The sequence below is a fragment of the Egicoccus sp. AB-alg6-2 genome, assembly GCF_041821025.1.
GTDB lineage: Bacteria > Actinomycetota > Nitriliruptoria > Nitriliruptorales > Nitriliruptoraceae > Egicoccus.
The window spans coordinates 193,067-206,501 of sequence record NZ_JBGUAY010000001.1 but is presented as its reverse complement, the minus strand read 5'-3'; the positions used below and the strand labels follow the sequence as shown (position 1 = coordinate 206,501).

Annotated in this window: 12 protein-coding genes; all 12 read right to left on the bottom strand. The window is 69.9% G+C overall.

Features of this window, described 5'->3' with window-relative positions; genetic code table 11:
• Position 1: 1 nt before the first annotated feature.
• On the bottom strand, positions 2 to 2,554 hold the full coding sequence (locus ACERMF_RS01025) for a cbb3-type cytochrome c oxidase subunit I (RefSeq protein ID WP_373667152.1): 2,553 nt from the start codon (positions 2,552 to 2,554) through the stop codon (positions 2 to 4).
• Positions 2,555 to 2,564: 10 nt separating this feature from the next.
• Complete coding sequence (gene coxB, locus ACERMF_RS01020; RefSeq protein ID WP_373667151.1) at positions 2,565 to 3,566, bottom strand: cytochrome c oxidase subunit II; 1,002 nt, start codon at positions 3,564 to 3,566, stop codon at positions 2,565 to 2,567.
• The gene (locus ACERMF_RS01015; RefSeq protein ID WP_373667150.1) at positions 3,563 to 3,919 is read right to left on the bottom strand and encodes a plastocyanin/azurin family copper-binding protein; all 357 of its coding nucleotides are present in this window, start codon (positions 3,917 to 3,919) and stop codon (positions 3,563 to 3,565) included. The genes coxB and ACERMF_RS01015 overlap by 4 nt, the downstream gene beginning before the upstream one ends.
• On the bottom strand, positions 3,916 to 5,709 hold the full coding sequence (locus tag ACERMF_RS01010; protein WP_373667149.1) for a GMC family oxidoreductase: 1,794 nt from the start codon (positions 5,707 to 5,709) through the stop codon (positions 3,916 to 3,918). Before ACERMF_RS01010 ends, ACERMF_RS01015 begins: the two co-directional genes overlap by 4 nt.
• Positions 5,710 to 5,725: 16 nt before the next feature.
• On the bottom strand, positions 5,726 to 6,709 hold the full coding sequence (locus tag ACERMF_RS01005) for a gluconate 2-dehydrogenase subunit 3 family protein (RefSeq protein WP_373667148.1): 984 nt from the start codon (positions 6,707 to 6,709) through the stop codon (positions 5,726 to 5,728).
• Positions 6,710 to 6,813: 104 nt separating this feature from the next.
• Positions 6,814 to 7,098, bottom strand: a complete 285-nt coding sequence (locus ACERMF_RS01000; protein WP_373667147.1) for a hypothetical protein — start codon at positions 7,096 to 7,098, stop codon at positions 6,814 to 6,816.
• Positions 7,099 to 7,108: 10 nt separating this feature from the next.
• A complete protein-coding gene (locus ACERMF_RS00995; RefSeq protein WP_373667146.1) occupies positions 7,109 to 8,173 on the bottom strand; it encodes an ABC transporter ATP-binding protein in 1,065 nt (354 codons plus the stop codon).
• Complete coding sequence (locus ACERMF_RS00990; protein ID WP_373667145.1) at positions 8,170 to 9,219, bottom strand: ABC transporter ATP-binding protein; 1,050 nt, start codon at positions 9,217 to 9,219, stop codon at positions 8,170 to 8,172. Before ACERMF_RS00990 ends, ACERMF_RS00995 begins: the two co-directional genes overlap by 4 nt.
• Positions 9,216 to 10,106: an ABC transporter permease gene (locus ACERMF_RS00985; protein WP_373667445.1), complete on the bottom strand. Its 891-nt coding sequence runs from the start codon at positions 10,104 to 10,106 to the stop codon at positions 9,216 to 9,218. The genes ACERMF_RS00990 and ACERMF_RS00985 overlap by 4 nt, the downstream gene beginning before the upstream one ends.
• Before the next feature lie 55 nt (positions 10,107 to 10,161).
• Positions 10,162 to 11,103: an ABC transporter permease gene (locus ACERMF_RS00980; protein ID WP_373667144.1), complete on the bottom strand. Its 942-nt coding sequence runs from the start codon at positions 11,101 to 11,103 to the stop codon at positions 10,162 to 10,164.
• A 54-nt stretch (positions 11,104 to 11,157) separates the two neighbouring features.
• On the bottom strand, positions 11,158 to 12,735 hold the full coding sequence (locus tag ACERMF_RS00975) for an ABC transporter substrate-binding protein (protein WP_373667143.1): 1,578 nt from the start codon (positions 12,733 to 12,735) through the stop codon (positions 11,158 to 11,160).
• Positions 12,736 to 12,986: 251 nt separating this feature from the next.
• Positions 12,987 to 13,286 (bottom strand): hypothetical protein, encoded by a 300-nt coding sequence (locus ACERMF_RS00970; RefSeq protein WP_373667142.1) that lies wholly within the window; start codon positions 13,284 to 13,286, stop codon positions 12,987 to 12,989.
• Positions 13,287 to 13,435 lie beyond the last annotated feature (149 nt).

Below are 13,435 nucleotides of genomic sequence, written 5' to 3'. Positions count from 1 at the left end.
CTCACCCCCACCACACGGACACGCCGGCCATCACCAGCACGAGCGAAACGAGCGAGACGGCCGTCGCCCAGGTCCACAGACGCACGACCTCGAGTTCGGCGTCGTGGCCCGTGCGGACGACGCCGCGAACGCCGACGTGCCAGGCCGCCACCCACAGCATCAGGGCGAGCGTGACCAGCAACGTCAGCCCCAACGCGCCGGTGAGCCACCACATCGACCAGTACGCGTGCTCGGCAACGGGCAGGTCGGCGAGCAGGGTGAAGGCCAGGTGGAGCCCGGCGCCGACCGCGGCAGCGATCCCGCCGACCACGAGCAGCACCGTCGCCGCGCCCTTCCCCGCACGCGTGCGGCGCTCGGCGACCGACGCCAGCACACCGGCGGCCAGGGCGAGCCCAGCGGCGACGACCGCCGCGGTGAAGTCGGGCGGATCGACCGCGGCCGGCGGCCACGTCGCCGTCCGCGAACGCAGGTAGATCGCGGCGACGAGGACGGCGCCGACGAGGTGACCGAGCGCGATGACCCCCAGCACGGTGCCCCACCAACCGATGCTGCGCCCGCCCTCGGTGAGCACCCGGAACGTGCGCACCCGCTGTCCCGGCTCGAGCCCGGTGGCGTCAGCGATCTCGTGCTCGCGGACGTCGGGCCGACGAAGGTCGACCTGCGCCTGCGGCCACACCCAGGCGACGATGGAGACCGCGACGCCGACGAGGCCGACCCCGGCGAGCCACCACAGGTCGAACAGCACGCCGATGAGCACCACCAGCAATGCCACGGTCAGCCACAGCGGCCACAGCGAGTGTCCGGGGAGCACCGCCACCGCCGCCGGCCGACCATCGACGACGGTGGTGAGCACGCTCTCGCGCTGGCCCTCCGGCGGCTCGCCGAGCCCGGCGTACCACTCGGTCAGCTCGACGGGGTCCGGGCCGAGGTTCGCGCCCCACCGTGGCTCGGCACTGTGGACCACCGGGATGGTGGCGAAGTTCTCGTTGGGCACCGGTGAGGCCGTGGACCACTCGAGGGTCGGCGCCCCCCACGGATCGTGGCCGGCCGGCGCCCCACGGCGCCAGGCGACGGCGAACGCCACCACGCTGACGCCCACGCCGAGCCCGAGGATGCCCGAGCCGAGGGAGGAAGCCAGGTTCCAGCCTTCCCAGCCGAGGCCTTCCTCGTAGGTCCAGATCCTGCGCACCATGCCGAGGAAGCCGACCACGTGCTGCGGGACGAAGGTGACCAGGAAGCCGACCAGCATGAGCCAGAAACTCACCTGGCCGGCGCGCCGGCTGACATGCCGCCCGGTGACCTTGGGGAACCAGTGGTAGAGACCGGCGAAGACCGGGAAGACGTTGCCGCCGATCAGCACCGAGTGGAAGTGACCGACGACGAAGTAGGTGTCGTGGGCCTGGAAGTTGAACGACACGACGCCGACCATCACGCCCGTGATGCCGCCGAAGACGAAGATGACCAGGAATCCGATGGCGAACAGCGTCGCGGGGTCGAAGTTGGCCCGTCCGGTCCAGAACGCCGCGATGAACGCCAGCACGATCACCCCGCTCGGGATGGCGATCATGAAGCTCGCGGAGCTGAAGAACTGCAGCGCGAGGTGGGGGATGCCGGTCGTGAACATGTGGTGGACCCACAGCCCGAAGCTGACGATCGCGATCGCGAGGAACGAGGCGACGACGAGCCAGCGCATCGGCAGGCGGCGGCGGGTCGCGACGGGAATCACGGTGGCCAGGATGCCCAACGCCGGCAGCAGCTGGATGTAGACCTCGGGATGCCCGAACCACCAGAACAGGTGTTGCCACAGCAGGGGGTCGCCGCCCGCCGTGCCGTCGAAGAACGGTGTTCCGAGCTTGCGTTCGATCTCGAGCAGCAGGCTGGTGACGACCAGCGGCGGGAAGGCGACCAGGATCATCGACGCCGTCGCGAGGTTGGCCCAGGCGAACAGGGGCATGCGCGCCAGCGACATGCCCGGGGCCCGTGAGCGCAGCACCAACGCGATGATCTCGAAGCTCGCGACGATGGCCGAGATCTCGGTCAGGGTGACGCCGAGCAGCCACAGGTCGATGTTGAGGCCGGGGGAGAAGGCCGAGGCGGTGAGTGGCGGGTAGGCGTACCAGCCGCCGTCGGGAGCGGCACCGAAGAAGAAGCTCGACAGCAGCAGCAGGGCGCCGGCGAGGTAGAGCCAGTAGCCGAGCGCGTTGACCCGGGGCATCGGCATGTCGCGCGCCCCGATCTGCAGGGGCAGGAAGTAGATCGCCAGCCCCTCGAGCATCGGCACGGCGAAGAAGAACATCATCAGCGTGCCGTGCATGGTGAACAGCTGGTTGTAGACCTCGGGCGAGAGCACGTCGCTCTCGGCGGTCGCCAGCTGTGCACGCATCAGCAGGGCCATCGCGCCCGCGATGAGGAACATCGCCATCGACGTGACGATGAACCGCAGGCCGACGGTCTTGTGGTTGCACTGGCCCAGCCAGCCCGTGATGCCGGGTTGGCGGTCCCACGTGCGGTCCAGGGTGGCGAGGTCGACCTGTTGCAGGCTCATGTCGGACATGACCGGCCGCTCATTCGAGGCTCATGAGGTAGTCGATGAGCAGGTCGAGTTCCTCGCCGGCGATCTGGGTGCCCGGCATGAGGTTGCCCGGCTTCTGCGCCTGGGGGTCGACGATCCAGCCGCCGAGGTTGCCGCGGTTGTTGGCCAGGATCCCGCCGGCGATCGTGCCGCGCGAGGCGAGGTGGGTCAGGTCGGGACCGATGGCGTTGGCGGCGTTGTGGCCGTCCACGGTGTGGCAGTAGACGCAGGACGAACTGAGGAAGACCTCGCGGCCGCGCACGATGCGGTCCTCGGTCGGGACCTCCTGCGGCCGGGCCTGTTCGTGCAGCCAGACGTCGAAGTCGTCGGGCTCCTCGGCGATCACGTGCACGATCATCTGGGCGTGCGCCAGACCGCAGAACTCGGTGCAGCGGCCCCGGTACCGGCCGGCCTCGTCGGTCTCGAGGACCAGTTCGGTGGTGTGGCCCGGCGTGGCGTCGATCTTGCCGGCCAGCTTCGGCACCCAGAAGCTGTGGATCACGTCGGTCGAGGTGATGCGCACGTGGACCGGCTCGCCGGTCGGGATGTGGATCTCGTTGGCGGTGATCACGCCGTGCTGGGGGTAGTTGATCCGCCACCAGAACTGCTCCGCGACGACCTCGACGACCAGCTCGTCGCCGTCGGTGCCGGGACGATCCGAGACCCGGGCACTCAACGGGACCGTCAGCACGTTGAGCACGAGCAGGACGACCACAGGCAGGGCGATGCCGCCGTAGATCACCAGCCGGCGGCTCACGGCGGGTTCGGTCCCGTCTGCCGTGTCGACCGGTGCGTTCCGACGCGAACGGACGACCGCGACCGCCGCGGTCACCATGGCCGCCACGTAGACCGCCAGCCCCATCCAGAACAGGATCCACCACACGGTGGAGGTGGTCACCGCGGAGCGACCCACCGGTTCGAGCCAGGACTCCGGACCAGCGCATGCCGTCGCCGACAACGCGAGCACGGCCACGACCCCGCGACGGCGGCTCATCCTGCGACCACGGTGACGAGGCCGACCATCTCGCTGCCGTGGATCGTGCAGGTGTAGGTGAAGGTGCCGGCCTCGTCGAAGGTGTGGGCATACGTACCGGTGCCGACCACGACCCCCGAGTCGAACGCACCGGTGGGTTCGCGGTCCGTACCGATGGCCGTCGCGGTGTGCTGGGTCACGCCGGTGTTCTGCCAGATGACGCGACCCCCGACCGGGATCTCGACGGCGGCCGGTTCGAACCGCAACGCCGCGGTCATGGCCACGCTGGCGTCGTCGGCGCCACGGGCGGCACAGGCCGAGGCCGCCACGGTCAGCGGCAGCATGCTCCAGGCGCGACGGCGACGGCGGGTCACGACATCAGCTCGCCGGGGTTGCGCAGGTACTGCGACTTGATCGCCTCGAGCGCGTAGTACATCCACGCGGTCACCGTGGTGGTCGGGTTGGCGCCGGGGTTCTGCGGGAACAGGGCGGCCCCCGTCACGAACACGTTGGGTGCGTCCCACACCTGCCCGTAGCGGTTGGTGACCGAGTTGCCCGGGTCGTCGCCCGCGATGCAGCCGCCCTGGATGTGGGTGGTCTGGTAGCGGCCGATGTTGTAGTCCTCGATCTCGGGCTGGTCGGTGCGTTCGGTCGGCCCCATCTCGTCCATGATCTCGGAGCAGCGCTCGGCGAGGAAGGCGTGCAGACGGCGTTCGTTGTCGGTCCAGTCGAACGTGATGCGCAGCAACGGGCGGCCGAGGAAGTCCGTGAAGTTCGGATCGAGGTCGAACCGGTTCTGTTCGTAGGCGAGGCTGTCGCCCTGGATCGCGAGGGGGATGAAGCTGTCCCAGTTGCGCATGCGGTCCTTGAACGCCTGCCCCCACTCGCGGGGGTCGCCGTCGGCGTTCTCCTCGCCGGTGGTCGCCGCGTGGGGAATTCCCTCGACGTTGCCGATCGGGAGGCGTTCGCCGGCGTACGGAAAGATCTGGGCGCCGCCCACAAAGCCCAGTCCGGTGTGGTCGAAGTTGTCACCCACGTACTCGTAGACGGCGTGCGTGGTGGCGGTGTTGCCCATGAAGGTGTTGAACCGTTCACCTTCGAACATCCCGATGGAGGGCAGCTGCAGGATCTGATGGGTGGCGTTGCGCCCGAGTTGCCCGCGCGCGTTGCCGATGCCGTCGGGGTGGGCGTTGCTGCGTGAGAGCATGAGCAGCCGCACGTTGCTCATCGTGTAGCCGCTCACGAGGATGATCCGCGCCGGCTGGAAGTGCTCGCGCCCATCACGGCCGAGGTAGGTCAGTCCCGTCGCCCGGCCGGTGTTGTCGGTCTCGATGCCGGTCACGTAGCAGTGCGTGCGGATCTCGTAGCGGCCGGTGTCGAAGGCGAGCGGCAGGAAGGTGGTCTGGGGCGACAGCTTGGCGTCGACCTCGCAGCCGTAGCGGGTGCAGTACCCGCAGTACAGGCAGCCGCTACGGGGCTTGCCCGTCATGTCGGTGTAGCCCTGCGACAGGATCGACGACGGTTGCAGGAACGGTCGCAGGCCGAGACGTTCGGCGGCTTCGGCGAACCGACTGCCGGCGCGGGTGGGGGCCAGCGGCGGGAGCGGATAGGGCTGGCTTCGCGGCCCCTCGAACGGATTTCCGCCCTCGAGCAGCTGTCCGTTCAGGTTGCCGGTCTGACCGGACATGCCGGTGTCGATCTCGAACTGGGTGAAGTGCGGTTCGAGGTCGTCGTAGGAGACCGGCCAGTCCTGGTTGCTGTGCCCCTCGGGGAGCGCGTCGGGGCCGTAGCGCTCGGTGTGGTGGGTGAGCCAGTCGTAGTCGGAGGGCAGGAAGCGCCACATCACCGCCGACCAGTGCGTGCCGGCGCCGCCCATGTTGGTGCCGGGATGGAACGCGCCGTACTGGCGCATCGGGAGCGCCGGCGCGGCCGGGTCGGGCCGCCAGGTCCAGCTCTCCTTCTCGATCTCGTGCAGGAGTTCGTGGCGGGAGGTGAACCGCAACTCGTCGTGGTTGTGGGCGAAGTCGGGCCAGGTCCACTTCGCCCCGCCCTTCTCGAGGCTGACGACGCTCAGGCCCTCCGCCGTCAGCTGCTGGGCGGTGATCGCGGCGGTGAAGCCGGCGCCCATGGTGACGACGTCGACCTCGGGGTGTTCGATGGCCACCGGTGGGCTCCTGACGTCAGTCGAGCGGGCCGTTGGGATGCCGCCGGCGGATGGAACCCAGCGCGGCACCACCATGGTCGTGATGGTCGTCCTCGCGGTGCGCGCCGTGCATCATCGGCAGTTGGGCGAGTCCCTGCGGCGGACGGGAGAAGTTGGGGTCGAGCAGCTCCTGGGGGCTGTACCCACGCTGCGAGCCGGGGAAGCCGATGTGCTCCCACCCCACGAGGTCACGGTTGCCGCCGTACACCGGGTCGGCGAGGAACCCCTCGACGACATGACCGCGTACGAGGTCGAAGAAGGTCGACGCCGGCACCTCGTCGAACAGCTCGCCGACGTCGTCGTCCTCGTCGTCCTCGAGCGCCCGGAGCAGGGCGTCCTGGTCGTCGTCACCGAGCTCGGCGAACGCGGATCCGTGCCGCTGCTCCGCCAGGGCGTCCAGACGGGGCAGACCCATGCGGTAGATCTCGCGGGGCGGGATGCCGCTCTGCCAGCCGTAGCGGTCGAGCTGGTCCTCGCGGACCCAGATGACCCCGGGTTCGGGTGGTGGTTCGGTGTCGCCCTCGTAGGTCTGTGCGAATGGCCGCTGCGTGTACGTGCGTTGCGGGTAGCTCTCGTGCGTGGCGAGGAGGCGGTCGATGTACTCGACCGCGCCGGCCTCGACCGCGCCGGGGTCGTCGGCGTCACCGGGAATGACGCGTGCGGCGATGGCCGCGACGATCGCGATCTGCTGGGGGTCGAGGAACCGCCCCAGCCGGTCCCCGGTTGCCGCCTCCGCGACATCGAGCCCGGGCTGCGGAGCGGCCGACGGCCCCTCCTGCGGAACGGCCGGGGTCCCGCGGCCGGTCGTGCAACCCGGGACCACCGCGGCGGTCGCCAGGGTCCCGGTGACCGCCAGGAAGGAGCGTCGGCTCAGCCGGCTCCGTTCCGGGCGTTCGTCGGCCGGATCACGATCCGCGCCGGTCTGGACGCTCGTGGGCAGGGGCCGCTCCTGTTGCGCCACCCGCTCCCCTTCGACCGGAACGACGCTAGGAGCGTGTGACCTGAACTCCTCCTGAAGCCAAGTTCGGTGGGAGGTGATCCTTGATCAGTGCAGTACGTCGAGGTTCACAACTCCTCGTCCGAGAGGCGCGGCCGGTCCGCGTAGTCCTCGCTGATGCGCTTGCCCTGGTCGACGTCGACCCCCTGCGTCTCGGGCAGGTCCTCGCTGGTCGGGCGAGGGAGTACGGCGTCGTCCTCGCTCACGAACGGGTCGGCGTCCTCGATCTCGTCCTGCTCGGCGAGCTCCTCGAGCGTCTCGACCGGGATGAGGTCCTCGCGGGGCGGTTGGTTCTCGGTCAGTCGGTCGGTCTCGTGCGAGGAGCCGCCGTGGATCGGGTCGTGGTCGCTCATGGTGGACCTTTCAGTTCGACAGGACCCCATCCAATCCGGCGTCGTGCTGGTTCGCGTCGGGGTGCTCCGACCGCTCGACCGGCTGACCGACCTCGCCGTGCAGCAGACAGGCGGCCCGATGGCCCTGGCCGACCGGCTGGAGGTCGGGATCGACGACCCCGCACGAGCCGAAGACGTCGGGGCAACGGGTGCGGAAACGGCACCCCGAGGGCGGGTCCATCGGGCTCGGTACCTCGCCGACGAGCCGGACGCGCTGCCGTCGGCGTTCGGCGGCGGGGTCGGGGACCGGTACGGCCGACAACAAAGCGCGCGTGTAGGGGTGCTGCGGTCGGGCGATGACCTGTCGCCGGTCGCCCTCCTCCACGACACGCCCGAGATACATCACGGCGATGCGGTCGGCGACGTGCTGGACGGCCGCGAGGTCGTGGGCGATGAACAGGTAGGTCAGCCCGAGCTCGGCCTGGAGTTCGTCGAGCAGGTTGAGCACCTGCGCCTGGATGGAGACGTCCAGGGCAGCGATCGGTTCGTCGCAGACGAGGAAGTCCGGTTCGACCGCCAGGGCACGCGCGATACCGACCCGCTGACGCTGCCCGCCCGAGAACTCGTGGGGGTAGCGCTCGGCGGTGTCGGGATGAAGCCCGACGCGTTCGAGGAGGTCGCCGATGCGCGTGCGGCGCGCCTGCCGGCCCTGGTGCAGGTCGTGGATGTCGAGCGCCTCGCCGACCGCGTCGCCCACGGTGCGACGCGGATCCAGCGACGCATAGGGATCCTGGAAGATCATCGCCGCCCGTCGCCGGAAGCGGCGGAGGTCCTTGCGCGAGAGCGTGGCGAGGTCGGTGCCGTCGAAGTGCACCGCGCCCGAGGTCGGCTCGATCAGCCGCAGGATGGCCAGCCCGGTGGTCGACTTGCCGCAGCCCGATTCGCCGACCAGGCCCAGGGTCTGGCCGCGCTCGATGGTGAGGCTGATGCCGTCGACGGCACGGACGGCCCTGCCGTGGTCGCGCCGCATGCGGGCGCGACCACCCACGGGGAAGTGGACGTGGAGGTCGTCGACGTGGACGAGCGGGTCACTCACGTCGGCTCCTCGTCGGTTGCGGCGAACGCGGAGGTGCCCAGCGTCGCCGCCTCACGGCGTTCGGTCTCGGCGACCTCGTAGAAGGCGCGGACCCGGTGACCGGGGGCGACCTCCTGCAGCGGCGGGCGCTCGTCGGCGCAGCGGTCGTCGCCGCGGAAAGCACAGCGTGGATGGAAGGCGCACCCCGGCGGCAGTTCGGTCGGCGCCGGCGGCAACCCCGGGATCGAGGTCAACTCCTCGCGGTCGAAGGCGCCCAGGATCGGCAGCGAGCGCAGCAGACCGACCGTGTAGGGGTGGCGCGGGTCGGCGAACAGTTCGTCCACCGGCGCCTCCTCGACGATCTCGCCGGCGTACATCACCAGAACCCGGTCCGCGATCCCGGCGACCACACCGAGGTCGTGGGTGATCCAGATGACCGCCATGCCGAGCTCGTCCTGCAACCGGTCGACGAGTTCGGTGATCTGTGCCTGCGTCGTGACGTCGAGGGCGGTCGTCGCCTCGTCGGCGATCAGCACCTGCGGGTCGCACGAGAGCCCGATGGCGATGACCACCCGTTGCCGCATGCCGCCGCTGAACTGGTGTGGGTAGTCGTCGAGTCGCTTCTCGGCGGCCGGGATGCCGACGGTACGCAGCAACTCGACCGCGCGGTCCCGGGCCTCGGCCTGCGAGACGCCCAGGTGGTGGCGCATGCCCTCGGTCAACTGGCGCCCGATCGCGTGCACCGGGTTGAGCGAGGTCATCGGGTCCTGGAACACGAAGCCGACCTGCCGCCCCCGCACCGACAGCAACTCGCGTTCCGAGAGGGCCAGCAGGTCCTGGCCGGCGAGGTGGGCGGTGCCGGACACCCGCCCGGGCGGCATCGGGATCAGCTTGGTCAGCGCCATCGTGGAGACGGACTTGCCAGACCCCGACTCGCCGACCAGCGCCAGCGTCTCGCCGCGTCGCAGGTCGTAGTCGACCCCGCGGACGACCCGGGCCAGGCCGCGCTTGGTCGCGAACGACACCTCGAGGTCGCGCACGGACAGGACCACCTCGTCGTGGCTCATTCGACCCCCCGCGACTCGATGATCGAACGCTGTTGCGGATCGAGGGCGTCGCGCAGGCCGTCGCCGACGAGGTTGAACGACATCACGGTGAGGAAGATCGCGGCGCCGGGGAAGACCGACAGCCACCAGCCCTGTCGCTGGTAGGACTGCGCGTCGGCGAGCATGTAGCCCCAGGCCGGGTTCGGTGGCTGCACGCCGACGCCGATGTAGCTGAGCGCCGCCTCGGTCAGGATCGCGAACGCCAGGCTCAACGACGCCTGCACGATGATGGGTGCGGCGACGTTGGGCAGGACGTGGCGCATGACGATGCGCCCGTCGCCGGCGCCGAGGGATCGGACCGCCCGCACGTGCAGGTCTTCGCGAACCGAGAGCACGCTGCCCCGAACGACGCGGGCGAAGATCGGGGTGAACACGATGCCGATCGCGATCATGGTGTTGCGCAGGCTGGGGCCCAGTACCGCGACCAGGGCGATGGCGAGCAGGACCACGGGGAAGGAGAACAGCACGTCCATCGTGCGCATCCACAGCGTGTCGATCCAGCCGCCGCGGTAGCCGGCGAGCAGGCCGATCAGCGTTCCCGCCACCAGGGAGATGCCGACCGCGACGGCGCCGACCTGCAGCGACACCCGGGAGCCGATCACGACCCGGCTGTAGATGTCGCGCCCGAGGTTGTCGGTACCGAACCAGTAGGCCGCGGACGGTCCCTCGAAGCGTTGGGCGAGGTTCTGCTCGTTGATGGGGTAGCGCGCCAACTGCGGAGCGAACAAGGCGACCAGCAGCAACGCCAGCAGCAACAGCAGGCCGAACGCGGCCAGCCGGTTGGCGAGCAGCACCGACAGGGTCTGACGCCAGCGCGGGACGCGGGCGGTCGTCGGTGCCTCGAGCACCGTGTCACCCCCGAAACCGCCGGTGCCGGCGTCGACCTGGCTCACGCTCGCCTCCTCACACGCGGATGCGCGGGTCGAGCCGGGCATAGGCCAGGTCGACCAGCAGGTTGATGAGCAGGAAGATGGCCGCGATCAGCAGCACCGCCCCCTGCAGGACCGGATAGTCGCGGCTGAACACCGCATCCAGCGCCTCGCGTCCGAGCCCGGGCCAGGAGAACACGATCTCGACCACGACGATGCCCCCGAGCAGGGTGCCCATCTGCAGGCCGGTCACCGTGATGATCGGGATCCAGGCGTTGCGCAGGACGTGGTGGCGCAACACGTACCGCCACGGCAGGCCCTTGGCGCGCGCCAGCCTGACGTGCTCGGCGTTGAGCGCCTCGAGCATGCTGGAGCGCACGAACCGGGTCAGGATCGCGCCCGTGACGACCCCGGCGGTCAACGACGGCAGGACCAGGCGCTGCAGGCCGGCCGCCGGATCCTCGAGGATCGGGCGGTAGCCGCCGACGGGCAGCCACCCCAGCGTCTGCGCGAACACCAGGATCAGCAGGATCCCGTACCAGAAGTCGGGGACCGACACGCCGATCTGCGCGAACGTGTTGGCGACGTAGTCGGCGGTCTTCCCCTGCCGCACCGCCGAGATGATGCCCGCGGGCAGCGCGATGACGAGCCCGACGAGCAGGGCGCCCAGCGTCAGCGTGGCCGTGGCGGGAAGGCGGGCACCGAGTCGGGTCGTGACCGGCTCCCCGGTGCGGAAGCTCACCCCGAGGTCACCACGCAGCGCGCGGCCCGCCCAGTCGAAGTACTGCACCAGCACGGGCTGGTCCAGGCCGGCGCGTTGCACCAGCGCCTCGTACAGCGCCGGGTCGTAGCGGGTCCCGAGCGCGGCGAGCACCGGGTCGCCCGGCACCAGGTGCATCAGCGCGAAGACCACGATCGAGACGCCGACCAGCGCGACCAGCGCCTGGCCCGTGCGCCGCAGCACGTACCGCCCCACCTGGTGCTCCTGGTCGTGCCGCGGCGAGGGCCCGCGCCCCCGCCGCGGTGGTCGTCAGCGGTTGAGGCGGGTGGTGACGAAGCGGACGGCATCGGGACGCACGTCGTAGTCGCTGACGTCGTGCGACCAGGCCTGGATCACGTCGGGGTTGTAGAAGTAGATGTACGACGCCTGGTCGACGATCAGTTCGGCGGCCTGGTCGTAGATCTCCTTGCGCGCGTCGTCGTCGAGTTCGGCCCGGCCCTCGTCGAGCAGGCGGTCGACCTCGGGGTCGCTGAAGCCCTGGAAGTTGCTGCCGCCCTCGGAGTGGTGTTGGGCGTAGTAGAAGTCGTCGGGGTCGAGGTTGCGCAGCCACCCGAGCATGAAGGCGTCGAAGTCGCCGGCGCCCTGGTCGGCGAGCCACGTCGTGAAGTCCTCGGTGCGGATCTGCACGTCGATGCCGACCTCGCCGAGCTGGCTCTCGATGACCTGTGCCGCGGTGACGGACTCGGGGTGCTCGTTGGAGACCATGAGGTCGATGGACAACCCCTCGACACCGGCCTCGTCGAGCAGACGTTGCGCTTCCTCGGGGTCGTGCCCGAAGGGCGTGTAGTCGTGGTGCCAGAAGCTGCCCTCCGGGATGGCCGTCTCGGTCGGGGTCGCCGCCTCGAAGTGGGTCGCTTCCGCGATGTCCTCCGGATTGAGGGCGAACGCGATGGCGCGACGGACCTCGACCTGGTCGAACGGCTCGCGGTCGTGGTTGAGCGCCATGTACCAGTAGTCGAGGCCCGCGACGCGACCGATGACGACGTCGTCGCCGTTCTCGAGATCGACGACCTGCTCGGGAGGCACCGAGTCGATCCAGTCGACCTCTCCGGTCTCGAGGTTGGTCAGCTTCACGCCCTCGTCGGGGATGATGCGGAACTCGATGCCGTCGAGATGGGGGCCCTCACCCCAGTAGTCGTCGAACGCCTGCAGTTCGATGACGTCAGCGCCCGACGACGTCAGCTGGAACGGTCCCGTCCCGATGACCTCGTCACCGAGCGTCCCCGCTTCGATCTGTTCGGCGGGCACGATCGCCATGCCCTTGAAGCCACCGAGCTGCTCGAGGATGTTGGGCGCCGGCTGTTCGAGGTTGACCGTGACCGTGGCGTCGTCGGTGGCCTCGAAGCTCATCCCCGTCAGGCGCCAGTTGTTGGCCCCCTCCTCGGCGATGTATTCGTAGGTGGCCACCACGTCCTGCGCGTCGAGGGTCGAGCCGTCGTGGAACGTCACCCCCTCGCGGAGGGTGAAGACCCAGGTCAACAGGTCGTCGGAGGTCTCCCACGACTCGGCCAGCGCGGGCTCCATGGTGAGGTCGTCGCCGGGCTGCACCAACGTGTCGTAGACGTTCTCGAAGATCGTGAACGCGAAGCCCGACGTGGTCGTCAACGGGTTGAGCTGATCTGGCTCGCCACCGATCGCGGCGATGAGGGTCCCGCCCTCGGCGGCTGACTCGCCGTCGGCATCGCCCTCGGCGTCCCCGTCGCCGCCGGGATCGGTCGTGTCGGGCTCGGCCCCCGGATCGTCGAGATCGACGCCACCGCCGCCGTCCCCGCATGCGGCGAGCACCAGGGCGATGGCGGCGGTCAGGCTCAGCAGGCGGATACGCACGGGTCCCCTCGATTCCACGGTCGTACGACGACCCTAGGAAGGGCAGGCGCCGCAGCGACCACGGTCGTTCGGGCAGGGGGAGCCTGTGGACAACCTTGTGGGCATGTGGACGAGCGACAGCCGTGAACTTCCACACCTGTGGTCACACCTGTGGAAGTCGTACGCACGTTCGACGGCGGCGCCGGGCCCGCTTACGCGAAAGCCCGGCGACCGTCGGTGCGGTTGCCGGGCTTCGAGCGGGTGGCGTCGGTTCAGACCGAGCGGGGTTCCTCCCACAGGGCCTCGTCGAGCTCTTGGTCACGCTTGCGCTTGAGCGCGACGCCGACACCGGCCAGCACGGCCAGCAGCAGGGCGAACTTGCCCTTGCCTCCGCCGGTCGGCTCGGGCTCCTTGCCGACCCGGGCCTTGGCCTCCTTGCTGACGGCGTCGAAGGTGTCGTGGGCCTGGGCGGTGAGCTGCTTGCCCTTCTTCTCGGCCTGCTTGCGCAGGCCTTCGGCCTTCTTCTCGAGCTTCGCGACCTTCTTGCTGAGCTTCTTCGACGTCTTGGCCATCGTGGGCTCCTTCGCGGGCGCGGATGCGGACTCGTCTGCGTCGAGCCTAGCCATCGGTGCGGTGGGCGCACCCCGGTCGTTGCCGACGTCCGGTCAAGGCGACGCGTAGGGGCCCGCCGACATCGGCGGGCCCCTGCGTCGTGCCGGTG

Coding starts and splice junctions, on each gene's coding strand:
- ACERMF_RS00970 (WP_373667142.1), bottom strand. CDS start 13,286: ATGGCCAAGACGTCGAAGAAGCTCAGCAAGAAGGTCGCGAAGCTCGAG.
- ACERMF_RS01025 (WP_373667152.1), bottom strand. CDS start 2,554: ATGTCCGACATGAGCCTGCAACAGGTCGACCTCGCCACCCTGGACCGC.
- ACERMF_RS01000 (WP_373667147.1), bottom strand. CDS start 7,098: ATGAGCGACCACGACCCGATCCACGGCGGCTCCTCGCACGAGACCGAC.
- coxB (WP_373667151.1), bottom strand. CDS start 3,566: ATGAGCCGCCGTCGCGGGGTCGTGGCCGTGCTCGCGTTGTCGGCGACG.
- ACERMF_RS00990 (WP_373667145.1), bottom strand. CDS start 9,219: ATGAGCCACGACGAGGTGGTCCTGTCCGTGCGCGACCTCGAGGTGTCG.